Annotated in this window: 19 protein-coding genes and 1 pseudogene; 7 read left to right on the forward strand and 13 right to left on the reverse strand. The window is 60.5% G+C overall.

Features of this window, described 5'->3' with window-relative positions; genetic code table 11:
- Positions 1-51: 51 nt before the first annotated feature.
- The 9 genes and pseudogenes from MTP39_RS08750 to MTP39_RS08785 all read right to left on the reverse strand — a co-directional run bounded on the left by MTP39_RS08750 (position 52) and on the right by MTP39_RS08785 (position 8,820).
- Entirely contained in the window at positions 52-2,289 is a 2,238-nt protein-coding gene (locus tag MTP39_RS08750) for a peptidoglycan D,D-transpeptidase FtsI family protein (RefSeq protein ID WP_249240232.1), read from the reverse strand.
- Between the two features lie 19 nt (positions 2,290-2,308).
- Positions 2,309-2,842, reverse strand: a complete 534-nt coding sequence (mreD, locus tag MTP39_RS08755; RefSeq protein WP_249240233.1) for a rod shape-determining protein MreD — start codon at positions 2,840-2,842, stop codon at positions 2,309-2,311.
- A gap of 15 nt (positions 2,843-2,857) precedes the next feature.
- Complete coding sequence (gene mreC, locus MTP39_RS08760) at positions 2,858-3,688, reverse strand: rod shape-determining protein MreC (protein ID WP_249240234.1); 831 nt, start codon at positions 3,686-3,688, stop codon at positions 2,858-2,860.
- A 174-nt stretch (positions 3,689-3,862) separates the two neighbouring features.
- Positions 3,863-4,885 carry a rod shape-determining protein gene (locus MTP39_RS08765; protein WP_112090338.1) on the reverse strand — a complete coding sequence of 341 codons (1,023 nt, stop codon included), beginning with the start codon at positions 4,883-4,885 and terminating at the stop codon, positions 3,863-3,865.
- Positions 4,886-5,047: 162 nt separating this feature from the next.
- Positions 5,048-5,608, reverse strand: a complete 561-nt coding sequence (locus MTP39_RS08770; RefSeq protein WP_249240235.1) for a Maf family protein — start codon at positions 5,606-5,608, stop codon at positions 5,048-5,050.
- A gap of 12 nt (positions 5,609-5,620) precedes the next feature.
- Positions 5,621-5,779 (reverse strand): annotated as a pseudogene (locus MTP39_RS14100) (CPCC family cysteine-rich protein); the annotation flags it as partial.
- Positions 5,779-6,225: a dUTP diphosphatase gene (dut, locus tag MTP39_RS08775; protein ID WP_005923491.1), complete on the reverse strand. Its 447-nt coding sequence runs from the start codon at positions 6,223-6,225 to the stop codon at positions 5,779-5,781. The gene dut and the pseudogene MTP39_RS14100, both read right to left, overlap by 1 nt.
- Positions 6,226-6,249: 24 nt before the next feature.
- Entirely contained in the window at positions 6,250-8,319 is a 2,070-nt protein-coding gene (locus tag MTP39_RS08780; RefSeq protein WP_249240236.1) for a U32 family peptidase, read from the reverse strand.
- A gap of 36 nt (positions 8,320-8,355) precedes the next feature.
- Entirely contained in the window at positions 8,356-8,820 is a 465-nt protein-coding gene (locus MTP39_RS08785; protein ID WP_249240237.1) for a cell division protein ZapA, read from the reverse strand.
- Between the two features lie 434 nt (positions 8,821-9,254).
- Between MTP39_RS08785 and MTP39_RS08790 the strand changes: the two genes are divergently transcribed.
- The 4 genes from MTP39_RS08790 (at position 9,255) to MTP39_RS08805 (ending at position 15,234) form a co-directional block, all read left to right on the forward strand.
- Positions 9,255-11,660 (forward strand): glycogen/starch/alpha-glucan phosphorylase, encoded by a 2,406-nt coding sequence (locus MTP39_RS08790; RefSeq protein ID WP_249240238.1) that lies wholly within the window; start codon positions 9,255-9,257, stop codon positions 11,658-11,660.
- Positions 11,661-11,734: 74 nt separating this feature from the next.
- The gene (locus tag MTP39_RS08795) at positions 11,735-13,591 is read left to right on the forward strand and encodes a glycoside hydrolase family 13 protein (protein ID WP_249240239.1); all 1,857 of its coding nucleotides are present in this window, start codon (positions 11,735-11,737) and stop codon (positions 13,589-13,591) included.
- Between the two features lie 260 nt (positions 13,592-13,851).
- A complete protein-coding gene (locus tag MTP39_RS08800) occupies positions 13,852-14,313 on the forward strand; it encodes an NfeD family protein (RefSeq protein WP_249240240.1) in 462 nt (153 codons plus the stop codon).
- A gap of 15 nt (positions 14,314-14,328) precedes the next feature.
- The gene (locus MTP39_RS08805; RefSeq protein ID WP_249240241.1) at positions 14,329-15,234 is read left to right on the forward strand and encodes an SPFH domain-containing protein; all 906 of its coding nucleotides are present in this window, start codon (positions 14,329-14,331) and stop codon (positions 15,232-15,234) included.
- Positions 15,235-15,330: 96 nt separating this feature from the next.
- Here the strand turns inward: MTP39_RS08805 and MTP39_RS08810 are convergent, their stop codons facing one another.
- The 4 genes from MTP39_RS08810 to MTP39_RS08825 all read right to left on the reverse strand — a co-directional run bounded on the left by MTP39_RS08810 (position 15,331) and on the right by MTP39_RS08825 (position 20,740).
- Positions 15,331-15,729: a hypothetical protein gene (locus MTP39_RS08810; RefSeq protein ID WP_249240242.1), complete on the reverse strand. Its 399-nt coding sequence runs from the start codon at positions 15,727-15,729 to the stop codon at positions 15,331-15,333.
- A gap of 25 nt (positions 15,730-15,754) precedes the next feature.
- On the reverse strand, positions 15,755-17,041 hold the full coding sequence (locus tag MTP39_RS08815) for a diaminopimelate decarboxylase (RefSeq protein ID WP_249240243.1): 1,287 nt from the start codon (positions 17,039-17,041) through the stop codon (positions 15,755-15,757).
- Positions 17,042-17,125: 84 nt separating this feature from the next.
- Positions 17,126-19,024 carry a polysaccharide biosynthesis protein gene (locus tag MTP39_RS08820; protein WP_249240244.1) on the reverse strand — a complete coding sequence of 633 codons (1,899 nt, stop codon included), beginning with the start codon at positions 19,022-19,024 and terminating at the stop codon, positions 17,126-17,128.
- Between the two features lie 150 nt (positions 19,025-19,174).
- Positions 19,175-20,740, reverse strand: coding sequence for an oligosaccharide flippase family protein (locus MTP39_RS08825; RefSeq protein ID WP_249240245.1), 1,566 nt, complete (start codon positions 20,738-20,740; stop codon positions 19,175-19,177).
- 208 nt (positions 20,741-20,948) lie between these two features.
- On the opposite strand from MTP39_RS08825, the gene MTP39_RS08830 reads away from it, so the two are divergent.
- From MTP39_RS08830 to hcp, 3 genes are all read left to right on the forward strand, one after another.
- Positions 20,949-21,782, forward strand: a complete 834-nt coding sequence (locus MTP39_RS08830) for an Mrp/NBP35 family ATP-binding protein (protein ID WP_015537868.1) — start codon at positions 20,949-20,951, stop codon at positions 21,780-21,782.
- Between the two features lie 393 nt (positions 21,783-22,175).
- Entirely contained in the window at positions 22,176-23,528 is a 1,353-nt protein-coding gene (gene gdhA, locus MTP39_RS08835) for an NADP-specific glutamate dehydrogenase (protein WP_249240246.1), read from the forward strand.
- Between the two features lie 113 nt (positions 23,529-23,641).
- Positions 23,642-25,219, forward strand: a complete 1,578-nt coding sequence (gene hcp, locus MTP39_RS08840) for a hydroxylamine reductase (protein WP_249240247.1) — start codon at positions 23,642-23,644, stop codon at positions 25,217-25,219.
- Positions 25,220-25,324 lie beyond the last annotated feature (105 nt).

A 25,324-nucleotide genomic window follows, 5' to 3' on the forward strand; every position in this document is an offset into this window, starting at 1 on the left:
CACAATATTCAAATTTTCGTTCAAGTTCAGCACTTTGCACGCAGCTGCGCTTTACTGCGCAAGCATTGCATCGTTGTTTTCTTCCTCAGTCACCCCTGCGGGGGCAGTCGTCTGCTGCGGCTCCGCGGCTGTGGCATCGGTCTGTGCATCATTCGCAGCATCCGGGGCGGTCTGGGCAGCGGTATCCGATGCTGCGGCATCCTCCTGCGCCACGGTGCGCGGGTCCACATAGGGGTCAACCTTCAGCGTGCCGTCCTTCATGGCAAAGTAGGCGTTGGCGATATCCACCACCAGATCGCCGGTACGGGCGCCGTAGCCGCCGTACTCTACCGTGATGCCGATGGCGATCTCCGGGTCGTCTGCCGGGAGGTAGGCGATCATCATAGCGTTCAGGTAGTGCTTGCCCGAAGCGTAGGTCTCGCTGCGCTGGGGGGTGCCGGTCTTGCAGGCGATGGCAATGGGGTAGCCGGAGATCTTACCGCTGATGGTGCTGGGCACCAGTGTCATGCCCTGCCGCACAAGATCAAAGGTGTTGCCGTTGCCCTCGATGATATCCATCACCTCCGGCTGGGTCTCGCTGAGCACCTCGCCGGTGTTGGTATCCAGAATCGCCTTGACAAAGTGGGTGCGATAGCGCACGCCGTTATTGGCCAGCGTGGCGGCGTAGGTAGCCAGCTGGATGGGGCTTACCACCGTGTTGCCCTGCCCGATAGCGGCCTGAATATCCAGCGATGAGGTGTAGTTTTTATCCGTCTTTTTGGTCAGACGTCCCACGGCCTCGTTCACCTCCACGCCGGTGCGCTGGCCAAGACCCAGCTTGTAGGCGTAGGCATCGTAGACGTCACTGGTCAGGCGGCGTCCCACATCGTAGAAGAAGATGTTGCAGCTCCACTTGATGGCGGTGACCACATCAATGTTGCCGCTGTGGCCGTGGCGGGTGCAGCGGGGGTGGTAATCCTTATAATAGGTGTACACGCCGGTGCAGTTGACGGTGGAGTACTGGTTGATCAGGCCGCTGTCCAGCGCCGCTACCGCCACCGCCGGTTTAAAGGTGGAGCCGGGGGTATACAAGCCCTGCAGCGCCCGGTTGAACAGGGGCAGACTGGGGTCGGCGCTGTACTCGGAATAGTTGGTAGCATACAGGTTCTGGTCAAAGCTGGGGTAGTTGGAGGCCGCCAGCACGCTGCCGTCCTTCACATCCAGCACCACCGCAGCACCGGCGGCGGCCTTCATATCGCCGGTGTTGTACACCCGGTTGATCATATCAATGTTGTTGGCAAAAGCCTTGTCCACCGCACGCTGAAAGTCGCTGTTGATGGTCAGCTGCACGGTATGTCCCGGCTCCGGCACGGTGGTGATCTTGGTATCCACGATCACACCGTCCGAATTGCGGGTGATGGTCTCCACGCCGTCCTTGCCGCGCAGTTCGTCCTCGTACACGGACTCCAGGCCGGAGATGCCGATCACATCGTTCATGTTATAGCCTTTTTCCTTGAGCGGATAGGTCACCTGACCGTTTTCGTCGGTCACCTTCCACTTTTCGGCGGTGATCTTGCCCACGCGCCCCAACACAGCGGGGAGGATATCCCCCTGCTCATAGCTGCGGGTGCTGGTCTCCACGATCTCCACGCCCGGCAAAGTGAGGGAATGCTCCTTGATGGTAGCCACCGTCACCTGACTGACATTTTCCGCCATGATGAAGTTGTTCACGTTGGAAAAGGCCTGTCGGTCCATCTCGTAATGGATGCCCGCCAGCACCCGCTGCCACGGCAGAGAAAAACTTTCCAGCTGGTTTTTCTCCACCAGCATCTCCATCACATCGTTGGCGGTGGCGTACTGCTGCAAGCCCAGCGTCTCCTTCATGTCTGCCAGCGTTTTCTGGTCGCTGGTGCTGTCGGCGCTGTCCGTAAAGGTATAGTTCCCGGCGGCATCCGGCTCGCTGATGAGCAGGGTATCCAGCCATTTTTCATCGTTCTGGCGCAAAAGCTCCACGATCTGCTGCAGCATGGTGTCCAGATTCTGATCCCCCATCTGCAGCTTGTTCAGCACCACATTATAGCCGGTGCTGGTGGTGGCGATGCGCTTGCCGGTGCTGTCCACGATATTGCCGCGCGCGGCGGTGACCGTGAACTTATAATCCGTGGTGTTGGTGGCTTTTGCCTTGAAGCTGTCCCCATTGACCAGCTGCAAAAAGATCAGCCGGAAGGTATACAACCCCATGATGATGCAGGCCACTGCGATGAGCAGCAGCATCCGCCGCACCACGACCTTGCGTTCATTTTCGTTCATCTGGTTCTCCTTTTACGGGTCAGGCCACACCGTTGTCGATCCCAAACCCGTCATGGATGCGCTGCACCAGCCAGAAAGCCAGCAGCGCCGCCGGGATGGTCAGCACCGCACTGGGCAGTACAAAGGCAACATACCGCAGCGCAGCGCCGGTATAACCCGGCATATAGTAGAAAAACAGCCAGTCCAGCGAGAGCACCAGCAGCGCCGTCATAGCGCTTACGGCGGCAAAGTTGCCGGGGTTCACCTGCAAATACAGCTGCACCAGCACCGATACCCCAAAGCAGAGCAGCAGCAGTTCCAGCGCCAGCATACCCACCGTGCGCCCGGCGGCGTAGTCCCACAAAAGGCCGCCTACCGTGCCCAGCAGTGCTCCGGCAAACTCTCCTTCAAATACTGCCACCGCCAGACACAGCGGCAACACCAGCAGTGGCTTTGCCTCCCCCAGCTGGAACAGCCCGGGCGTGGTCTGCAAAGCGGCGCACACAAACAGCGCCAGCACATAGCAGCCCCACTTCAGCAGCTGGCTGCGGCTGCGCTTGCGGCGAGATTCCATAGCAGTGTGCCCTCCTTAGTACGCAGTAATGATAAAAACATGCTTGGCGGTGCGGGGATCGGCACCGGGGCGCACCACCGCAATGGAGGATTTGCCGCTGGCTTCCGGCACCACGTCCTGCACCGTGCCCACCAGCAGATCCGGCGGGAACACCCCGCCCAGACCGGTGGTAATGACCTGATCGCCCGCGCGGGTCTCGGTGCTGCGCTCCAGATTGGTCAGGGTGCACAGACCGTCCGCTGCATAGGTGGTGTTGCCGTTCAGGATGCCGTTTTCCCGGGTGCGGGAGACCACGCCCGCCGCATTGAAGCTGGGGTGCAGGATGGTCATCACCTTGCAGCTGGTCGGGTCGGCTTCCACCACCATACCCAGCAGATAGCCCCGGTCACTGATAACAGCATTGTTCACCGCCACACCGTCTGCGGTGCCCTTGTCCAATGTGAAACCGCCGAACTCATCCAGCGGGTCGCGTCCAATGACAAAGCCGGACACATAGGTAGCGTTGCTGTTCTTTTTCTGAATATTAGCCAGCGCCTTGTAGGCTTCGTTTTCGGCCTTGAGGCGGTCGTAGTCCACCATCTGCTGGCGCAGCTCAGCGTTTTCCGCTTCCAGCTGCTCGTTCTGCTCCATGACCTCGTCGATGCTGGTGTATTTTTCCCACACCGCACCCACGCCGCCGCTGACCACAGCCGCCGCCTTCTGGAAAGGGGTCAGGATCACGCCCAGCAGCTCCTGCGGGGCGGCGGTCAGGCGGCCGTTGGCACCGGCGTAGGCCATGATGCCCACCAGAAATACCGCCACGGCCACAAGGATCTTGAATTTCCAGGTATCAAAAAAATCTTTCAAAGGGTCCTTCCCTCCTGTCGGGATGCCCGCGTCCTACCGCAGGCTTTTGCATGAAAAAAGCGCGGACAGCCGTGCCATCCGCGCAAGATGCAGTGTTTGCAGCGGAAAAACGCACAGCTGCTGTGTCTGAAACTTTTCCGCATTTTAAGCAACTCTCTCCGCAGAGAGCCGCTCTTACATATGTCCTCCATCGGTGTCCAGCACATCGTGCAGCACATCCACATGATCCAGCACCGCACCGGCACCCTTGGCCACGCAGTCCAGCGGGTCCTCCGCAATATGCACATCAATGCCGGTCTCGCTCTGGATCAGCTGATCCAGGCCGCGCAGCAGAGCGCCGCCACCGGTCAGGGTGATGCCGCGGTCAATGATATCTGCGCTCAGTTCCGGCGGGGTGCGCTCCAGCGTCTCCTTGATGGCAGTGGTGATCTTGACCAGACACTCCAGCAGCGCGCCGCGCACATCCTCAGAGTGCACCACGATGTTCTTGGGCAGGCCGTCCACAAGGTTGCGGCCCTTGATCTCCATGGTCAGCTCCGGGTCCAGCACATAGGCAGAGCCGATCTCGATCTTGATCTGCTCTGCGGTACGCTCACCGATGAGCAGGTTGTACTTGCGCTTGATGAAGGCGATGATGGCCTGATCGAACATATCACCGGCCATGCGCACGCTACGGGAGGCCACGATGCCGCCCAGAGAGATGACGGCGATCTCGGCCGTGCCGCCGCCGATATCCACGATCATGCTGCCGGTAGGCTCGCTGATGGGCAGGCCTGCGCCGATGGCAGCAGCCATGGGCTCCTCAATGACAGACACCTGACGGGCACCGGCCTTCAGGGTAGCCTCGCGCACTGCGCGGCGCTCCACCTCGGTAACGCCGGAGGGAATGCAGATGACCACCCGGGGACGGGAGAACATGCTGTTGCCGCAGGCCTTTTTGAGGAAGTTTTCCAGCATATTTGCAGTGATGTCGAAATCGGCGATGACGCCGTCCTTCAGGGGACGCACTGCCACGATGCTGCCGGGGGTACGGCCGATGACAGCCTTTGCCTCGCCGCCCACGCAGCGCACCTCGTCGGTCTTGGTATCCACCGCCACGACCGAGGGCTCGCGCATGATGATGCCCTTGCCCTTCATGTAGACCAGAGTATTGGCAGTACCCAGATCAATGCCAACGTCCTTTGACAGAAAACTCATTGTTCCAAATCTCCTTACGATCGTTCCTTAAATCTATCCCAGAATGCCGGATAGTCTGCTGCAAACAGACCCTCCTGCGCAGAATAACACGGTTCTATTATAGCCGCAAGCGCTTCATTTCTCAAGCGTTTCGGCAAGTTTTCTATCATTTTTCCATTTTTCTCACAAAAAATGCGCCAGCAGCTGTACGGTGCGGCTGACCGGCAGCCCCATAATGGTGTAGTAGTCGCCCTCGATGCGGTCCAGCCACAGGGCTGCGCGCCCCTGAATGGCGTAGGCACCGGCCTTATCGTAGGGTTCCGGGGTGGCGGTGTAGAACGCGATCTCCTCCTCCCCCAGCGGGAAAAAGGTCACCTTGCAGCTGTCCACAAAATGCTCTGTCCTGTCCCCTTTTGCAATGCACACACCGGTGTGCACCTGATGGGTCTTGCCGGAGAGGGCGCGCAGCATCCGCTTGGCGTCCTCTGCGTCGTGGGGCTTGCCGAACACGGTGCCGTCCACATCCACCACCGTGTCGCAGCCGATGACCACGGCATCCGGGTGCTGCTTTGCCACCGTGAGACACTTACCGATAGCCAGCTGCTCCACCAGCTGCGCCGGGGTGGGAGCGGTAACAGCACTCTCGTCAAAATCGCTGACGCAGACGGTGAAATCAGTGGTATACAGGGAGAGCAGTTCCCGTCTGCGGGGGCTGCCGGAAGCTAAAATAAGATTGGACTTCATGCTATAAGCCTTTCTTGCCTGATTTAAGCTCATTATATTTGCGCCGCCCGATAAATCCGGCTTCCATAGCTGATTTGGATCATTCTCCCAACCGCAGATCGGGCAAATATCATATTCTTCAACAAGTGCTCTGCTACAAACCGGGCAATATATTTTATCTGTATTTTTCATTATTTTCCGGTAGAGCCAAAGCCGCCCACGCCGCGCTGGGTGTCGCCCAGCTCCTCGGCGGGCACAAAGGCGGCGGTGTATACCGGAGCGATGCACAGCTGCGCCACCCGCTCGCCGGGCTGGATGGTATAAGCCTCGGCTCCCAGATTGACCATGGGCACCTTCAGCTCGCCGCGATAGTCGCTGTCCACCACGCCCACGCCGTTTGCCATGCACAGGCCGTGCTTGATGGACAGGCCGCTGCGGGCGTACACCAGCGCCACACTATGGGCACCCGGCAGCTCGATGGCAAGGCCGGTGGGCACCAGCACCCGCTGCATGGGGGCAACGGTCAGCGGTGCATCCAGCACAGCGCACAGGTCGGCGGCAGCTGCGCCGGGGGTGGCATAGGCGGGCACCTTTGCCCGGGCATCCAGTACCTTATATTTTACAGTGATGGGTTCCATCGTATGACCTCGTTTCGTTTTTTGTTAGTTCGTACCTTTAAAATACAGGCCGCGGGTAAAATCGCCCTCAAAGGGGGCGTGGGTGCGGATGCTGTCCAGAATCTGCGCCGCCTCCTCGCGGGATTCCAGCGTAAAGTAGGCCACGCCGTAGTCCACCGTCAGTGCGCCGGGCTTATCGCCCATATAGATGGGCACCGGGTTATAGATGGTGCGCACCCCAAGGCCGCACCGCACCGGGAACTTTTTGGCCTTGCGGTCGGTCAGCACGCCGGTCTTATCGCAGTGAGCGCAGTCGTGGATATTTTGCAGCGGGCAAGCGCGGGTGAGCATCAGCGGCATGTGGCCGTAGACCATCACGCCGGTGGGCACAGGCTTACCGTTCCGGGCGGGCGCAATGGACGCAATATCGCTGTCTTTCACCTCCGGCAGGATGAGCAGGCTGGAAAGCCCCTGCTCTGCATAGAACTGCGCCGCTACGTTGTTGGTGATGTTCAGCCCGAAGCCGCCGGCCATAGGCAAGCCACGGCACAGCCGCAGGTGGGCGATGTTGCTGACCTCGTACCCGGCAAAGCCCGCATCCTGCGTGGCTGCGATGCGGCGGGCGGTGTCCTGCTCCAGCGCACCGAACATGACCCGGGGCAGCTCCAGAAGGGTTTTCGCCCGCCACTCCCGGGGCACACGGTCGGCCTGCGCAATGGGCAGAATGAGGTACTCCACCCCGTCAAGCGCCCGCTCCGGCACCTGCTCCCAGCGCTCAAACCGGGCGCGCAGGGTGCGACGGGGCGGCAGGGTGCGCTGCGGCAGGGCGGCGACGTGCTCCTCGGTGGTAGGCCAGGGACGCTGCACCTCCCGTTTTTTGAGCAGGGCATCCAGTGCTTCCCGGCGCAGCTCGTTCACGGCACTGCCGGGGATGAACCACGGCCCGCCGTCCATTTCCACGGTGATCTTCTCTGCCGTAAAGGGAGTGCCGCCGGTCTTTGCCAAGCTGCGGTTCAGACTCTCGGTAGGGTCGGTGCGGGCAGGCTGCGGCTCGGCATCCCCATAGGCAAAGGCCTTGTTGCCATCGGCATCGGCAACGGTCAGCTTTTCGCCGCCCTCCTCGATTTCCAGTTTCATCTGCACCGGCACGCGGGAGCGTTCGCGGCGGTAAAGCTCGCGCAGCATGGGCAGGGTCTTTTTGGTCAGCTCAGCATCGGCTTCGCTGCGCACACCGAACATGGTGCCGTCGATTTTTCCATCCAGATAGCCGGAGGTGAAACCGGAGCGGCTGAAGGCGTTCTTCAGCAGGTCGCGGTCGTAGGCGCGGCCCTCGCGGCCCGCCAGACAGGCGCTGACCGCCGCCGCCACATACTCCGGTGTGCGCAGACGGCCTTCGATTTTTGCCGATGCTACGCCAAGCGCCTGCAGCTTGTCCAACTTGTCGATGGCGGAGTTATCCTTGAGGGAGAGGTGGTGCAGCCGCCCGGGCTTGCCCTCCGGCAGGGCGTTGGCTTCAAAGGGCAGGCGGCAGGGACCCGCACAGGAGCCGCGATTGCCGCTGCGCCCGCCCAGAAAGGCGGACATATAGCACTGGCCGCTCACGCTCATGCACAGCGCACCGTGAATGAAGCACTCGGTCTCGATGCCGCAGCGCTTTGTGATATGCTCCACCTCGGGCAGGCTCAGCTCACGCGCCAGCACCACCCGGGTAAAGCCCAGCTCCTTCAGTTCCAGTGCGCCTTGCAGGGTGTGGACGCTCATCTGGGTAGAGCCGTGCCGGGGCAGCTGCGGGGCGATTTTACCAATTAAGGTAGCCACCGCCAGATCCTGACAGATGACTGCATCCGCACCGCTGGCTGCTACCGCCCGGATAGCCTGTTCCAGCGCCGACAGTTCGGTGCCATACACAGTCGTATTCAGCGCAACGTGCACCGCCACGCCCCGGGCGTGGCAGAAGCGCACGGCCTCCTTTAGACTATCTGCGTCAAAGTTGCCGGCACCCGTGCGGGCGTTGAAACCCGAAAAGCCCAGATATACCGCGTCTGCGCCGCTGAACACCGCAGCGCGGAGCATTTCTTCACTGCCCACCGGGGCTAAGATCTCGATCCTTGCCATAGTTCTCCTTCTGACTTCTATTTATATAAGGTACATTCAATTGGTCTCGTCCGTCTGCGTACTCTCTTCCGCCGGGGCTTCCGGGGCGGGCTGCTCCTGTGCAGTCTCTGCCGCAGCGCGGGCGGCGCGCTCCTCCCGGCGGGTCTCGCGCTGGCGCTCCTTGGCAAGCTGCTCCCGCAGGGCAGCAGCCTCCCGGCGCAGCACGGCGTTTTCCGCCAGTGCCTTGTCCTCGGCCAGCTTTGCCCGGGCTGCATCTGCAATGTAGTCCTGGATCTGGCTGCGCATATTCTCTGCGCTGCCGGTGCTCTTGCGGTATTCGTCCAGATAATCCATCGCGCAGAACACCGCCGCCTTGGTCACCGAGAGGTTATCGTTGGTGTCCAGCAGCTTTGTGATGTCCTCGTCCAGCTTTTTTGCAAGCCCGAGGATGTACTTTTCCGAATCTGTGGTGGCGATGGCATACGGTGTGCCCGCGATGTTGACCCTTACCTTGTTTACCATGGTGTTTTCCCCTTTTTTATCCTGTATCTGTGCGGCGCAAGGCCGTTTGTTCTGTTTTTTGCCTTTTTGCCGGAATTTGGCACCGTTCCCGGTAACGTTTCGGTGTTCGAAAACGTTTCGATGGAGTTTCCCGCCCCATTACTGCCGGAATTACTCCCCGAAAAACGTTTCGCGGCTCAGTTCTATCTTCTATTATAATATAAATACGCCGCAAGAAAAAGTGTAATTTTTGAAATTTCGGCATATTTATCAGAAAGTGGCCTGAAAAAATAGCAGTTACGGAAAAAAAGCGCCTAGTTCCTTGCATTTGCAAATCGTTCATATTATAATAACTTTGTTATGTTGGCAGCCGGGCGAAAGAGGGAACGTTTCTGCTGCTATTATCTACTCAATTATTTTAGCAAAGCAAACGCTTATGCGGATAGGAGCACACTATGACATCAAAAGAATTTGGCAAAATTCTTCAGGACAAGCTCACCAATGAGTACGGTGTGGAGCTGAATGTTGCCTCCAACCAGCAGATCTACCGTTCTCTGGCTCTGATTTGCCGTCAGATGATGAGCGAGAACCACAAAAAGTTCCAGTCCAAAGCCATCGGCACCGGCACCAAGCAGGTCTACTACCTCTGCATGGAGTTTTTGATGGGCCGCAGTCTGAAGATGAGCCTGTTCAATCTGGGTCTGGACGAGGTTGCCAAGAAGGCACTGGCTGACGCCGATATCAATCTGGACAGCATTTTTGAGGAAGAGCCCGATGCAGGCCTGGGCAACGGCGGCTTGGGCCGTCTGGCTGCCTGCTATCTGGACGGCATGGCCACCACCGATATCTGCGGCACCGGCTACTCCATCCTGTACGAGTACGGCATCTTCAAGCAGAAGATCGTGGACGGCTGGCAGCAGGAGCGCGCCGACAACTGGCTGCCCGGCGGTCAGGTGTGGCTGAAGAGCCACCCGGATCAGGCCGTGGAGATCCGCTTTGACGGCGAGATCCACGAGAACTGGGACAACGGCTTCCACTACATCCAGCACACCAACTACAACAGCGTCATGGCCATCCCCTCCGATATGTATGTGCAGGGCTACGATGGAAAGGGCGTTGCAAAGCTGCGCCTGTGGCAGGCAAAGGCCCCGGACTTTGATATGTCCAGCTTCTCTCTGGGCAACTACAACACCGCTATGAGCAAGAACGCCAACGCTGAGCTCATTTCCAAGGTGCTGTACCCCAACGATAACCACGTTGAGGGCAAGATCCTGCGCCTGCGTCAGCAGTACTTCCTGTCCGCTGCTTCTATCGGCGATATCGTGCAAAACCACCTGTCCAGCTACGCCACGCTGGAGAACCTGCCCGACAAGGTCGCCATCCAGCTGAACGACACCCACCCCACGCTGGCCATCCCCGAGATGATGCGCATCCTGCTGGACGAGTGCGGCTTTGACTGGGACAAGGCCTTCAGCATCTGCCAGAGGGTGTTCTCCTACACCAACCACACCGTTATGGCCGAGGCTCTGGAGAAGTGGAACGTGGACATCTTCAAGATGACCCTGCCCCGCATCTACCAGATCGTGGTGGAGATGGACCGCCGCGCCCGCGAGGAGCTGGCAAAGGCCTTCCCCGGCGATCAGGGCAAGATCGACTACATGGCACTGATCGGCGACAATCAGGTGCGCATGGCCAACATCTGCGCCTACACCGCCAACAGCATCAACGGCGTTTCCAAGCTGCACAGCGAGATCATCAAGGAGAGCGTTTTCCACGATTACTACCTGTTCAAGCCCAACGCCTTCAAGAACGTGACCAACGGCATTGCATACCGCCGCTGGCTGCTGGCTTCCAACCCCGGCCTGTGCAAGCTGCTGGACGAGACCATCGGCGACGGCTACAAGCACGATGCTTCTGATCTGACCAAGCTGAACAAGTACGCCGATGACAAGACCGTGCTGAAGAAGCTGAATGAGATCAAGCTGGCCAACAAGAAGGACTTTGCAAGCTATCTGGCTAAGAGCACCGGTCAGGTCATCGACCCCAATTCCATCTTTGACTGCCAGGTCAAGCGTATGCACGAGTACAAGCGCCAGCACCTGAATGCGCTGAACATCGCCGCACAGTACCTGTACCTGAAGGAGAACCCCAACGCCGACTTCATCCCCAAGACCTACATCTTCGGCGCAAAGGCTGCTCCCGGCTACTACATGGCAAAGCAGATGATCCGCATGATCTGCAAGCTGGGCGATCTGATCAACAACGACCCCGCCGTGCGCGAGAAGCTGCGCGTGGTCTATCTGGAGGAGTACTGCGTCTCCCTGAGCGAGCACCTGATGCCCGCTGCCGAGGTCTCTGAGCAGATTTCTCTGGCAGGCACCGAGGCTTCCGGTACCGGCAACATGAAGTTCATGCTGAACGGCGCCATCACGCTGGGCACGCTGGACGGCGCAAACGTGGAGATCGCCGATGCTGCCGGCAAGGAGAACGAGCTGATCTTCGGTATGCTGACCCCTGAGGTGAACAACCTGAAGCATGTGGGCTACCACCCCAACGCCTTTATCATGGGCGACGACGTTGCCAACAGCGCCCTGAACTTCCTGGAGCGCGGCTGGAACGGCGAGAACTTCCACGAGGTCACCGAGAACCTGCGCAGCAGCGACCCGTACATGGTCATGGCCGACTTCAAGGACTACCGCCGTGCACAGGCCGACCTGCAGAAGCTGTATGCTGACCGCGAGACTTGGGCCCGCATGAGCCTGAAGAACATTGCCAACAGCGGCATCTTCAGCGCAGACCGCGCCGTGCTGGACTACGCCCGCGATATCTGGTACGCTTCCCCCGTGCCCATGGGCAAGTAATTTTCCCCTGTAAAACCGCAAAGCCCCGGTGGCATTTCGCCCGCCGGGGCTTTTTTGAGAAAGGACGATCTTTTTTGTCTTGTCTGTTCAACAGCTACGACCCCTACTTTAAGCAGCCCTTTGGTGCCGTGCGCGCCGGGCAGACCGTGCACCTGTCCCTGTGCATCCCCGAGGAGCTGGGCTATGTGGACCCGCACCTTGTGCTGCAAAAGGAGGGCAAATACGATGTGCCCGTGCACTACCGCATGAAATTTGACGGTCAGACACCCCACCAGAACCACTTTTCGGTGGATGTTGTGCTGGGCGACCCGGGCTTATACTTCTATTATTTTGATCTGTATACCGACTTCCGCCGCATCGTGCGCGGAGCCGACAACTGCGGCGTAGTCAGCTGGCAGGAGGGCGAAAGCTGGCAGATCACGGTCTACGAGCCGGATTTCCAGACGCCGGAGTGCATCAAGGGCAAGGTGTTCTACCAGATCTTCCCGGACCGGTTCTGTGAGGGCATTGAGAACAAGCCTATGCCCTTCCCGGACCGGCTGTATCAGGCCGACAAGCACGCCGAGCCCTTCTGGCAGCCCAACGAGACCGGCGGCCACCTGAACGAGGACTACTTCGGCGGTGATCTGGAGGGCATCCGCATCAAGCTTCCCTACCTGCGGGAGATGGGCGTGGATTACCTGTACCTGAACCCCATCTTTGAGGCGCACTCCAACCACCGCTACAACACCGCCGACTACCTGAACGTGGACCCGCTGCTGGGCACCAACGAAGAGTTTGAGGTGCTCTGCCGCGAGGCCGCCAAGTACGGCATCGGCATCGTGCTGGACGGTGTGTTCAGCCACACCGGCTCCGACAGCCGGTACTTCAACCGCGAGGGACGCTACGGCGAGGGCGGCGCTTACCGCGACCCCAACTCCCCCTACCGCAGTTGGTACGACTTTGACCCCAAGTACAAGGGCGGCTACCGCAGCTGGTGGGGTTTCGAGACCCTGCCGGAGGTCAACGAGGAGACCCCCTCCTTTGTGGAGTTCATCACCGGCGAGGGCGGCGTCATCGACACATGGCTGCGCCGGGGCGCTGCCGGTTTCCGGCTGGATGTGGCCGACGAGCTGCCGGACGAGTTCATTGAAAAGATCCGCACCGCCGTTAAGCGGGTAAGCCCGGAGAAGTTTTTGCTGGGCGAGGTGTGGGAGGACGCCACAACCAAGTTCGGCTTTGACCACCGCCGCACCTACCTGCTGGGCAAGGGGCTGGACAGCGTGATGAACTACCCCTTCAAGAACTCCGTGCTGGATTTTGTCAAGGGCAAGCCCGCCCAGCAGGCCGCTAACGAGATTCTTTCCATCTGCGAGCACTACCCTGCCCCGGCCATCAACACGGCGCTGAATTTCCTGTCCACCCACGACACCGAGCGCGCCCTGACTGTGATCGCGGACGAGCCTGCCAACGGACGCGGCCGGGAGTGGCAGAGCGGCCGCAGCGTGACCGGCGAAGCCTACGAGGAAGGGATGCTGCGCCTGCGCATGGCGTATGCCATCATCTACACCCTGCCCGGCGTACCCTGCCTGTACTACGGCGATGAGATTGGCATGCAGGGCTACCGCGACCCCTTCAACCGCGCCTTCTTCTGCTGGGACAGCCACGAGGAGCGGCTGCGCCCGGTGCTGGCACAGCTGGCGCAGCTGCGCCACAGCTGCGAAGCCTTCCGCACCGGCGAGCTTCGGGTGCTGCGGGCTGAGGGCGGCATTCTGCACTACCAGCGCATCGGTAAGACCGAGACTGCGGAGATCATCGTGAACCGTTCTGAGCACATCATCGTGGAGCCGCTGGCTTCCGGCAAGCACACCGAGGTAAACCCCATGGGCTTTACCATCGTGGTGGAGGAAAACGGCCATAACCCCAACCACAGCTACTACGATATCCAGTGACGCCTGCGGGGCTGTAACGATTTGAATGCTCTCCGCTTGCGCTCTGAGCATCCACAGCGGAATTCGATTCTTTATTTGTAAGTCGGGAAACTCTGCGGAGCTTCCCGACTTACTTTTTTCACAGGGTGGGACGCAGTGATTTACAGGCTTTTTTTCTATTTTTGTCTATATTTTGTTTTCTGTGCAACGTTCCAGCAAAAAGCCCTTGACCTTCCCCCAAGGGGATGCCGTATAATAGCAGCATAAGGAGGTAACATACCATGCAGATCTCCCCCATTCTCTGGCTGGCTGCAGCCGTGGGCTTTCTGGCACTGGAGGCCAGTACCTTTAATATGACCTCCATCTGGTTTGCCATCGGCTCTGCCGCCGCATTGCTGTGCTGCGTGTTCACCGGGTCGTTCCGGGTGCAGGCGGTGGTCTTTCTGGTGGTAAGCATCCTGTGCCTTGCAGCCTTCCGCCCGCTGGCGGCAAAGCTACGGCTCAAGCACACCGCCACCAACGGCGACCGCAATCTGGGACGGGAAGCCATCGTGCTTTCCCCTGTCACCGCCGAAGTCCCCGGCCGGGTGCGGCTGGACGGCGTGGACTGGAACGCCCGCTGCGCCACCCCCGGCGACACCCTTGGGCCCGGTGCGCTCTGCCGCGTTACCGAGATCCACAGCACCCTGCTCATCGTAGAGCCTGTTCTGACCGAAAGCCGCAACCGCCACACAACCACCTGACAAAGGAGATGTATTATGATCCTGTTTTTTGTCATCCTTGCGCTTGTTTTTGTTTTGGTGCTGGTCATTGTTTCCAACATCGTCATCGTACCGCAGTCCAAGGTATATGTCATCGAGCGGCTGGGCAGCTACTCCGATACATGGTCTGCCGGCCTGCACGTCAAGATCCCCTTTATTGAGCGCATTGCCAAAAAGGTAAGCCTGAAGGAGCAGGTGGCAGACTTTCCCCCTCAGCCCGTGATCACCCGCGATAACGTGACCATGCAGATCGACACCGTGGTGTTCTTTCAGGTCATGGACGCAAAACTGTACACCTACGGTGTCAACCAGCCCATTGCCGCCATTGAGAGCCTTTCTGCCACCACCCTGCGCAACATCATCGGTGAGATGGAGCTGGACCACACCCTGACCAGCCGCGACGTCATCAACGGCAAGATTACCGCCATCCTTGACGAAGCCACCGACAAGTGGGGCATCAAGGTGAACCGCGTGGAGGTGAAGAACATCATCCCGCCGCGGGAAATTCAGGAAGCCATGGAAAAGCAGATGAAGGCTGAGCGCGAGAAGCGCGCCGTCATCCTGAAGGCAGACGGTGAAAAGCAGGCCGCCATCACCGCCGCCGAGGGCGAAAAGGAGGCCGCTATCCTGCGCGCCGATGCCGTGAAGCAGCAGCGCATTCTGGAGGCTGAGGGTGAGGCACAGGCCATTCTGGCCGTGCAGAAAGCCAACGCCGACGCCATCCGTCTGCTGAACGAGGCTATGCCCAGCGACAAGGTGCTGGCCATCCGCAGCCTTGAGGCGCTGGCGAAGGTTGCCAACGGCAAGGCCACCAAGATCATCATTCCCTCCGAGCTGCAGAATCTGGGCGGCGTTGTGCCCAGCATCAAGGAGCTGATGACTGACCCGAAGGACGCCGAGTAAGCGCCCGCTTCTCCACAAGCAGTAAAACAGCTCCCGGTCACGTTAAGCGGCATGACCGGGAGCTGTTCTTTTGCTATTTATGCTTTATCCGGGGGATCACTTCTCCCCTTTTTCCTCGTTCTCCTGTGCCTGCTGTTCGCGGCGCAGTTCTTTAATGCGCTTTTTCTCGCTCTGGACGTGGGGCCACGGCCAGGAAAAGCCCTCGTTCTGCTTGCACCAGCGGGTAAGCGGATAGAAAGCAAAGGTCAAGCCAAAAATGTACAGCAGAGCGTACAGCAGGGCATCCAGCGTGATCAGGGCATCCAGTGCACCGATCACCGCCACAACGCAGCCTGCCTTTAAAAAGAACTGGCCGTTCTGGCGGCAGTATTCCTCGAAGTTTTCGGCCTTGACCGCCCTGCGCCCCTGATCGCCCCACACGCGGGGATTTTTCATCACCGAAAAACCGTAAAAGGCCATCATCAGGCCAAGGGTAAGCTGAAAACCAAAAAACATGGGTCACACCTCGTTTTTATCAGAATCAGTCCTCAAACAGGGGCTTCATAAAGGGCAAAAAGTCCAGCGTTGCAAAGTAATCGCGGGGGGTCTGGGCGCGGCGGATCAGCCGGTGAGAGCCGTCCTCGCACAGCAGCACCTCGGCGCAGTGCAGCTTGCCGTTGTAGTTGTAGCCCATAGCAGAGCCGTGGGCACCTGTATCATGGATGTAAAGGATATCCCCGATGTCGATCTTGGGCAGCATCCGGTCGATGGCAAACTTGTCATTGTTCTCGCACAGGCCACCCACCACGTCGTACTTGTGGTCGCAGGGCTCGTTCTCCTTGCCCAGCACGGTGATGTGGTGGTAAGCGCCGTACATGGCGGGGCGCATCAGGTTTGCGGCGCAGGCGTCCAGACCGATGTACTCCTTATAGATGTGCTTTTCGTGGATGACGGTGGACACCAGTGCGCCGTAGGGGCCGGTGGTAAAGCGGCCCATCTCGCTGAAGATGGCCACATCGCCCATACCGGCAGGCACAAGGATCTCCTCAAACTTCTGGCGCACGCCCTCACCGATGGCCATGATGTCGTTCTCGGTCTGCTCCGGGCGGTAAGGGATGCCCACGCCGCCGGACAGGTTGATGTAGCTGATGTGCGCACCGGTAGCCTGCTGCACCCGGACAGCCAGACGGAACAGGATGGCTGCCAGCTCCGGGTAGTAGGCGTCCGAGATGGTGTTGGAGGCAAGGAAGGCATGGATGCCGAACTGCTTTGCGCCCTTCTGCATCAGCTTTTTGTAGCTGTCGATCATCTGCTGCTCGGTCATGCCGTACTTGGCATCGCCGGGCTTGTCCATGACCTGAAAGCCCTCTTCGCTCTCGCCCAGCTGGAAGGTTCCGCCGGGGTTATAGCGGCAGAAGATCTCCTGCGGCACACCGGCCACCCGCTCCAGAAACTCCACCATAGTGGCGTCGTCCAGATTGATGTAGGCGCCCAGCTCGTAGGCCTTCTGCATATCCTCCACAGGGGTCTGGTTGGAGGAGAACATGATCTCGTGGCCGGTAAAGCCGCAAGCCTCGCTGAGCATCAGCTCGGTCAGGGAGGAGCAGTCCACGCCGCAGCCCTCCTCCTTGAGGATCTGCAGGATAACGGGGTTGGGCAGTGCCTTGACCGCAAAGTATTCCTTGAATCCCTTGTTCCAGCTGAAGGCCTTGTTGATGCGGCGGACATTCTCCCGGATGCCCTTCTCGTCATAGACGTGGAACGGCGTGGGCACGTCCTCAATGATCTGCTGTGCCATCGCCTCGGTCAGAAACGGTTTCTTTTCCATAATAACATCCCTCTCGTTTTGCGCAGCCCGGCATGTTCCGGTCTGCGGTCTATTCCATGCGGCCCAGTGCCGCAGTTCAAGCTGTTACAGTTTCAGGTTCTCCCGGGTGGGGGTAAAGGTGGGGATCATGGCCGCCAGCTGGCGCACCACGCCCTCATCGTTGTGGGCAGCAGCGGCTTCCAGCGCCTGCAGCTGCCCGTAAAACTCGGCCAGATCAATGGTGCGGGGGCTTGCCACAAAGATCTTGTTGTGCTGGGTGCGGCGCATCTTGTCCTGCTCCTCGTCCATCATCAGCTCTTCGTAAAGCTTTTCGCCGGGGCGCAGACCCACGATCTTGATCTCCATATTCACGCCCGGCTCGTAGCCGTAAAAGCGGATGAGCTGCTTGGCAAGATCCATAATACGCACCGGCTCGCCCATGTCCAGCACATAGATGTTGCCGCTCTCTGCCAATGCGCCCGCCTGCAGCACCAGCTGGGCTGCCTCCGGAATGGTCATAAAATAGCGCACGATGTTGGGGTCGGTCAGGGTGACCGGCCCGCCCTTTTTGATCTGGGCTTCAAACAGCGGGATAACGCTGCCGTGGCTGCCCAGCACGTTGCCGAACCGCACCGCCACGCACTTCATGTCCGTGTTGCCCGCAAAGGTCTGGATGAGCATCTCGCAGATGCGCTTGGTGCAGCCCATGACGCTGGTGGGGTTCACGGCCTTATCGGTGGAAAGCTGCACAAAGCGCTCCACCCCGTGCTCGCTGGCGCTGACCAGCAGGTTTTTGGTGCCCAGTACGTTATTTTTTACGGCCTCGGCGGGGCTTACCTCCATCAGCGGAACGTGCTTGTGCGCCGCCGCATGGAACACCACCGTGGGGTGGTAGGTATCAAAAACCTCGTCCAGACGCTTTTTATCCCGGATAGAGCCGATCAACACCGTGACCGGGATATCGCGTCCGTACTTCTGCTGCAGTTCCATCTGCAGCTCGTAGGCGCAGTTTTCGTAGATATCAAAGATGAGCAGCTTTCCGGGCTTGAAGCGCATGACCTGACGGCACAGCTCACTGCCGATGGAGCCGCCGCCTCCCGTTACCAGCACCGTTTTGCCGGTAAGGTAGCCGGAAATTTTGTCGGTATCCAGCGTGACCTCCTCACGGGAGAGGAAATCGGCGGGGTTCAGCTCGCGGAACACCTCCTGCTGGGGTGCACCGCTGCCCACCAGCTGCGGGTCGCTGAGCACCTGTACCGCGCAGTGGGTGCTGACGCACAGGTCGATGACATGGCTCAGCTTGCTGCCCTTTAAGGTAGGGATGGCAATGATGATGCTGTGGATGCCGTAGCGCTTGCACAGCTCCGGGATGTCCTCCAGCGTGCCCTTCACCGGTACGCCGTGGATGGTCTGGTTCAGCTTTGCGGGGTCATCGTCCACCGCCACCACGGCGTGGCCGTATTCCTTGTTGGATTTGCACACGTTGATGGCCCACGCACCGGCTTCGCCCGCGCCCACGATCATCACCGGGCGGTTGGGGTCCTTGGCGGGCACTTTGCGCAGCCGCTCGCCCAGCGGGTGGTTCAAAAACAGCCGCCATGCCAAGCGGCTGCCGCCGACGAACAAAAAGATGAGCACCGAGGCCATGCAGTTTGCAGAATTGAACAGCACACCGTGGATAAGACAGCGGTTCACCACATACACCACGGCAGTAGGCACGGCGATCATCCCGGCAAGACGGATCAGATCCCGCTCGCCGGCGTACTTCCACAGCACCGAGTACAGCCCGCCCGCCAGAAAACTGACGATATACGCCGCCACGATCCACGGCAGATTTTCGTACAACAGGGCGCGGTTGTGGGGCCACCACACGGCCTCTACGGCACCGTCTGCCCGCAGCAGCAAGGCAAAATAAAAGCTGAATGCCACAATGGCTGCATCCAGCAGCACCAGCAGCGCACGGCGCAGCAGCACCTGCGGGGTATTCTTGGTTCTATCTTTCACTTACGATCCTCTTTTTTCCTCTCAGCGCCGGACGTTTTGCTCCCTGCGCTGCTTTTTCGGCAGTGTTCCCCGGCAATGCCGGAAGGATACAGCTACACGTTTGTATTATACTCACAATCCCCGCCTGTGTCCAGAAAATTTACGTTTTTATCACTTTCCCCTGTTTTTCCCGGTTTTTGCCTGCCGCAGCAGCGCCCGCACTTCCTCCCAAAGCCCCAGCGGCAGCGCCGCCAGCAAAAACACGACAGCAGTCACCATGCCGCCCGCCGTCAGCACTGCCAGCTGTTCCCACAGCCCCTGTGCCGGAAAGCCCGCCAGCGCCCGGCGCACGCCCCGCCCTGCCGCACCGGCGGCGGCAGCGGCCAGCAGCGGCGCACCCAGCCAGCGGCGGAAGGCGTGTCCTGTGCCGCTGGAAAGCAGCAGACGCCCGGTGTTGGCTGCGCAGGTGTACAGGCTGGAAAGCAAGATCACCGCCAGAAAGCCCCGCATCCCGTACCGGGGCAGCAGCACCGCTACCCCACCAATGCGCAGCACGGCGTCCCACACGCTGTACCGGAAAGCGGCCTTCTGCTCCCCGATGCCCTTCATGGCACCATCCACCATGCTTTCCAGATACATCAGCGGCATGGCCGGGGCAAGGGTCTCCAGATAGAACCCGGCCTCCGGGCTATGGTAGAGCAGCTGCGCCAGCGGCCTGCCCCACACCCAGAACAGCGTGCCCGCCAGCGCGGAGAAATATCCCGTAAGCTGCAGCATCCGGTCCAGCAGGGCGTTCAGCCGGGCGGTCTGCCCCTCAATGTGCGCCTGTGTGATCTCCGGCATCAGCAAAACCGCCAGACTGCCCAGCAGCCCGAAGGGGAAATTGAGCAGCGGCAGCGCCATGCCCTTTAAGGTGCCGTACTGTTCCAGCGCGGCGGTGCGCCCGCCGGAGGCCGCCAGATACACCGCAAGGCAGGCGGGCACCAGCATATTCTCGGCGGTGTGCAGCGCGCTGGAAAGCGCCCTGCCGCCCTCCACCGGCCATAATATCTCCCACAGCCGCCGGGACGCCTCCCTTGGCGGGCGCGGCGCTGTGCTGCCGAAGCAGCGTGCCGCCTCCCGCCGGTAAAACAGCGCCATCAGAGCGGTGGATACGGCCTCGCTCAGGGCGGTAGCCGCCAGTACCAGTGCGCAGCGGCTGCCGTCCGGCCAGCCCTGCGTGCGGGTAAGCGCCCACACCACGGCGGCAATGCGCACCGTCTGCTCTGCCAGCTGGCTGAGCACGTTGGGCTCTACCCGCCGCCGCGCCAGAAAAAAGCCGCGCAGCACCGCAGAGATCGCCATCCACGGCAGTCCCAGCGCCGAGGTGCGCAGCGCGGCAGCGGCGCGGACATCCCCCAGCCACCATTTTGCCGCAAGGCCTGCGGTGGCAAGCTGAGCGGCCATGGCAAGCCCGCCCAGTCCAAGCCCTGCCAGCACCAGCCGCACCAGCATCCCGCGCGCAGCGGCCTTGTCCCGGCTGAGCTCCTCGGTCAGCAGCCGGGTAGCCGCCACCGAGATGCCCGCCGTGGCCAGCGTGACGAACAGCCCGTACACCGCCAGCACCAGCTGGTATAATCCCATGCCCGCCCCGCCCAAGGCGTTTGCCAGCCAGATGCGCAGCCCCATGCCTGCCAGCCGCAGCACCACGTCCGAGCCGGTAAGCAGCGCCGCATTTTTAAAGTAGTTCTGCCGCACCCTGCACCTCCCCCTGCCCCGGAACGGGCGTTCACGGTTCAGCCTATGCGGCGGCTTTGCAAAACATGAGCGGCGCTATGGGTTGTTTCTGCGCACTTTTTATGGTATAGTTAACAGTGGTCAGGCAGGGCGCAAGCCCCCGCCTGTATTTTGAGCAAGGAGGAAGCGCACCGCCCGGGTCCTGCCCCTGCCGTGCGCGACAAAGAGAATGAGCGAAGAATGTACCCATGACTGCTCTAATTGCAGTGCAGCCTGTTCTTCCCGCGATGCCGCTCCGCAGCACGATGCCCCCAACCCCAACAGCAGTGTAAAAAAGGTCATCGGCGTTGTTTCCGGCAAGGGCGGCGTGGGCAAGAGCATGACCAGCGCCCTGCTGGCCTGTGCCATGGCCCGCCGCGGCTACCACTGCGGCATTCTGGATGCCGATATCACCGGCCCGTCCATCCCCAAGCTGTTCGGCATTCACGGCCGTGCCATGGCGGACGACAAGGGCTGCTGGCCCATCCAGAGCCGCATGGGCATTGATGTGATGAGCATCAACCTGCTGGTGGAGAACGAGGAAGACCCCGTTGTGTGGCGCGGCCCGGTCATTGCCGGTGCGGTCAAGCAGTTCTGGACCGATGTGGTCTGGAAGGACGTGGATTTCCTGTTCGTGGATATGCCCCCGGGCACCGGTGATGTGCCCCTGACCGTGTTCCAGAGCCTGCCGGTGGACGGCATCGTTGTGGTGGCAAGCCCGCAGGAGTTGGTAAGCATGATCGTGGCAAAAGCCGTGAACATGGCCGAGATGATGAAGGTGCCCATGCTGGGCATCGTGGAGAACATGAGCTACATCGTCTGCCCGGACTGCGGCAAGCACATCAATGTGTTTGGCAACAGCCATGTGGACGAGGTGGCCGCAAAGCATCACCTGCCCGTGCTGGCCAAGTGCCCCATCGACCCCAAACTGGCAGAGCTTTCCGATGCCGGCATGATCGAGACCTACGGCGGCGAATTTTTGGAAGGTGCCGCAGACGCCTGCGAAAAACTGCTGAAGAAGTAATGCACCCTGCCCTGTGCCCGTTGTGACACAGGGCTTTTTGCTTAGATAAGCCCGCTGCCGTGCAAAAGACATTCTTTTCCGTACAGCTTTGGGACGGCAGCGCACTTTAAAAAACAAGGTTCGCGGCGCATTCCAGCTTTTAATTTTCGTTTTGTGAAGCAGCTGTGACTTTTTATCTGTTTTTTTAAACAAATTCTGCTTTTTGCTATTGTAAAACCCACCGCAAAGCTTTATAATAGTAAAGTAAGCATTGCCCGCTTGTGCGGGCGTGCCGTGCAAGCATGGAGAACCGGAAGCGCCCGGCATCTGCAAGGATCCACCCGCTGTGCGGCGGACAAGGGCATTTCCGCTTTTTCAAATTTATAGAGTAATTGGGAAAAGGAGTATTCTATTATGCTGACGAATGAATACCTGAAGCGCGTTTACGAGGGTCTGGAAAAGCGCAATGCCAACGAGCCCGAGTTTCTGCAGGCTGTGCGCGAGGTGCTGGAGAGCATCCAGCCCGTTGTGGAAAAGCACCCCGAGTACGAGAAGGCCGCTCTGATCGAGCGCCTGGTGGAGCCGGAGCGCATCATCACCTTCCGTGTGCCTTGGGTGGACGATGCCGGTAAGGTACAGGTGAACCGCGGCTACCGCGTGCAGTTCAACAGCGCCATCGGCCCCTACAAGGGCGGCCTGCGCTTCCATCCCTCTGTCAATCAGGGCATCCTGAAGTTCCTGGGCTTTGAGCAGACCTTCAAGAACAGCCTGACCACCCTGCCCATGGGCGGCGGCAAGGGCGGCTCTGACTTCGACCCCCACGGCAAGAGTGACATGGAAGTGATGCGCTTCTGCCAGAGCTTCATGACCGAGCTGTACCGCCACATCGGCCAGTTCGTGGACTGCCCCGCCGGTGATATCGGTGTCGGCGGCCGCGAGGTCGGCTATATGTTCGGCCAGTACAAGCGCCTGACCAACAGCTTCCAGGGCGGCATGCTCACCGGCAAGGGCCTGACCTTCGGCGGTTCTCTGGCTCGTACCCAGGCTACCGGCTACGGCCTGTGCTACTTCACCGCTGAGGCTCTGAAGTGCATGCGCAACGACAGCTTTAAGGGCAAGACCGTGGTCATCTCCGGCTCCGGCAACGTGGCTATCTACGCCTGCGAGAAGGCAACCCAGCTGGGTGCCAAGGTGGTCACCATGTCCGACTCCAACGGCTACGTCTACGACCCCAACGGCATCGATCTGGCTTACGTCAAGGATCTGAAGGAAGTGCGCCGCGGCCGTATCAAGGAGTACGCCGAGACCCACGCCGGTGCAACCTATGTGGCTGATTGCAGCAAGGTCTGGACTGTTCCCTGCGACATCGCCCTGCCCTGCGCTACCCAGAACGAGATCAACAAGGAGTCTGCCGAGGCTCTGGTAAAGGGCGGCTGCACCGTGGTTTGCGAGGGCGCTAACATGCCCAGCACCCCGGAGGCTATCGAGGTCTACCTGTCCAACGGCATCCTGTACGGACCCGCAAAGGCTTCCAACGCAGGCGGCGTGGCTACCTCCGGTCTGGAGATGAGCCAGAACTCCGAGCGCCTGAGCTGGAGCTTTGAGGAAGTGGATGCCAAGCTGAAGGGCATCATGGAGGGCATCTTCCACGCTTCCTACGACGCTTCTGTGGCTGCCGGTTCCGAGGGCAACCTGATGGTCGGTGCAAACTGCGCCGGCTTCCTGAAGGTTGCTACCGCCATGATGGCACAGGGCATCACCTACTAAGTCATACTGCATCGTCCAAGAGCCGCGCCCGCAGGGGTGCGGCTCTTTTTTGGTATAACCCCGCCCCGCTCTGCCCACACTGGCAGTATCTTATGGCAGAAAGGGAGTTTTGTATGGACGAGCAGATGTTTTGTTTTCAGTGTGAGCAGGCGGCGGGCTGCACCGCCTGCACCGGCGCAGCGGGGGTGTGCGGCAAGTCGGCCGAGACAGCCGCCGCACAGGACCGGCTCACTGGGGCGCTCATCGCGTTTGCCGGGCAGCTCATCGCGGCGGGGCGTGGCCCGGCCCCGGAACAGGCCCGGCTGCTGATGCAGGGGCTGTTCACCACCATTACCAACGTGAACTTTGACCCCGCCGCCGTGGACGCGCTGACCCGCCGGGTGCACGACGCCAGCCCCGGCACCGGCCCGGACTACGACATGCAGGCCCTCTGGCGGGAACCGGATGCCGACCGGCGCAGCCTGAAATGCTTTGTGCTGTTCAGCCTGCGGGGCATGGCTGCCTACAACTACCACGCCCGGGTGCTGGGCCGCATCGACCCGGAGCTGGACCGGTTCTTCTGTACCGCCCTGCAGGCCGTGGGCGACCCCGGCCAGACCACCGACGCCCTGTGGCAGCTGGTGCAGGCCACAGGAGAAGCCAGCTACCGCTGCATGGAGCTGCTGGACGCGGCCAACACCGGCGCTTTTGGCGATCCGGAACCGGTGCAGGTGCCCCTGACCATTGAAAAGGGGCCGTTCATCGTGATTTCCGGCCACGACCTCTACGACGCACAGCAGCTGCTGGAACAGACTGCAGGCCGGGGCGTCAACGTCTACACCCACTCGGAGATGCTGCCCGCCCACGGCTACCCGGAGCTGAAGCGCCGCTACCCCCACCTCAAGGGCAACTTTGGCACCGCATGGCAGAACCAGCAGCGGGAGTTCGAGGACATCCCCGCGCCCATCCTGTTCACCACCAACTGCATCATGCCCCTGCGCGCCAGCTACGCCGACCGGGTGTTCACCACCTCGGTGGTGGCTTACCCCGGCGTGCCCCACATCGACGAAGGGCGCGACTTTTCCCCGGTGATCGAAAAGGCGCTGGAGCTGGGCGGCTACGCGCAGGACACCCTGCTGCCCGGCCTGAACGGCGGCTCCACGGTGACCACCGGTTTTGCCCGCACCGCCGTGCTGCAGCACGCGGACGAGATCGTGCAGGCGGTGCGGGACGGTAAGCTGCGGCACTTCTTTCTGGTGGGCGGCTGCGACGGCACCCGGCCCAGCCGCCGCTACTACACCGAGTTTGCCCGCCTTACCCCGCCCGACACCATCCTGCTGACCCTGGCCTGCGGCAAGTTCCGCCTGAACGACCTGCCCCTTGGCACCGTGCCGGGCACCGGCCTGCCCCGCATCCTGGACGTGGGCCAGTGCAACGACGCCTACAGCGCCATCCGCATCGCATTGGCGCTGGCCGACGCCTTTGGCTGCGGCGTCAACGACCTGCCCCTCTCGCTGGTGCTGTGCTGGTTTGAGCAGAAGGCCGTGTGCATCCTCATCGCGCTGCTGGCGCTGGGCATCCGGAACATCCGGCTGGGGCCTACCCTGCCCCCGTTCCTCTCGTCGGGAGTGGTGCGCACCCTGCAGGAACGGTACGACCTCAAGCCCATTGCCACCCCGGAAGCCGACCTGCAGGCCATTCTGGGCGGGTGAGGTTTCGTTTGGTTATTTTGCAACAAACCCGCAAATCAAAGCATTCCTGAGTCCTGAGTGTTCCGCATCACTCAGGGCAAATTCCTCCAAACCGCCGTACCCGCG

Source organism: Faecalibacterium sp. I3-3-33 (assembly GCF_023347295.1).
Lineage (GTDB): Bacteria > Bacillota > Clostridia > Oscillospirales > Ruminococcaceae > Faecalibacterium.

Excerpts from the sequence above, each read along its gene's own strand:
- MTP39_RS08765 (WP_112090338.1), bottom strand. The coding sequence starts at position 4,885 with ATGAGTTTTCTGTCAAAGGACGTTGGCATTGATCTGGGTACTGCCAAT.
- MTP39_RS08790 (WP_249240238.1), top strand. The coding sequence starts at position 9,255 with ATGACATCAAAAGAATTTGGCAAAATTCTTCAGGACAAGCTCACCAAT.
- MTP39_RS08750 (WP_249240232.1), bottom strand. The coding sequence starts at position 2,289 with ATGAACGAAAATGAACGCAAGGTCGTGGTGCGGCGGATGCTGCTGCTC.
- MTP39_RS08770 (WP_249240235.1), bottom strand. The coding sequence starts at position 5,608 with ATGAAGTCCAATCTTATTTTAGCTTCCGGCAGCCCCCGCAGACGGGAA.
- MTP39_RS08830 (WP_015537868.1), top strand. The coding sequence starts at position 20,949 with ATGAGCGAAGAATGTACCCATGACTGCTCTAATTGCAGTGCAGCCTGT.
- gdhA (WP_249240246.1), top strand. The coding sequence starts at position 22,176 with ATGCTGACGAATGAATACCTGAAGCGCGTTTACGAGGGTCTGGAAAAG.
- MTP39_RS08785 (WP_249240237.1), bottom strand. The coding sequence starts at position 8,820 with ATGGTAAACAAGGTAAGGGTCAACATCGCGGGCACACCGTATGCCATC.
- MTP39_RS08780 (WP_249240236.1), bottom strand. The coding sequence starts at position 8,319 with ATGGCAAGGATCGAGATCTTAGCCCCGGTGGGCAGTGAAGAAATGCTC.
- dut (WP_005923491.1), bottom strand. The coding sequence starts at position 6,225 with ATGGAACCCATCACTGTAAAATATAAGGTACTGGATGCCCGGGCAAAG.
- MTP39_RS08805 (WP_249240241.1), top strand. The coding sequence starts at position 14,329 with ATGATCCTGTTTTTTGTCATCCTTGCGCTTGTTTTTGTTTTGGTGCTG.
- MTP39_RS08815 (WP_249240243.1), bottom strand. The coding sequence starts at position 17,041 with ATGGAAAAGAAACCGTTTCTGACCGAGGCGATGGCACAGCAGATCATT.
- hcp (WP_249240247.1), top strand. The coding sequence starts at position 23,642 with ATGGACGAGCAGATGTTTTGTTTTCAGTGTGAGCAGGCGGCGGGCTGC.
- mreD (WP_249240233.1), bottom strand. The coding sequence starts at position 2,842 with ATGGAATCTCGCCGCAAGCGCAGCCGCAGCCAGCTGCTGAAGTGGGGC.
- MTP39_RS08800 (WP_249240240.1), top strand. The coding sequence starts at position 13,852 with ATGCAGATCTCCCCCATTCTCTGGCTGGCTGCAGCCGTGGGCTTTCTG.
- MTP39_RS08810 (WP_249240242.1), bottom strand. The coding sequence starts at position 15,729 with ATGTTTTTTGGTTTTCAGCTTACCCTTGGCCTGATGATGGCCTTTTAC.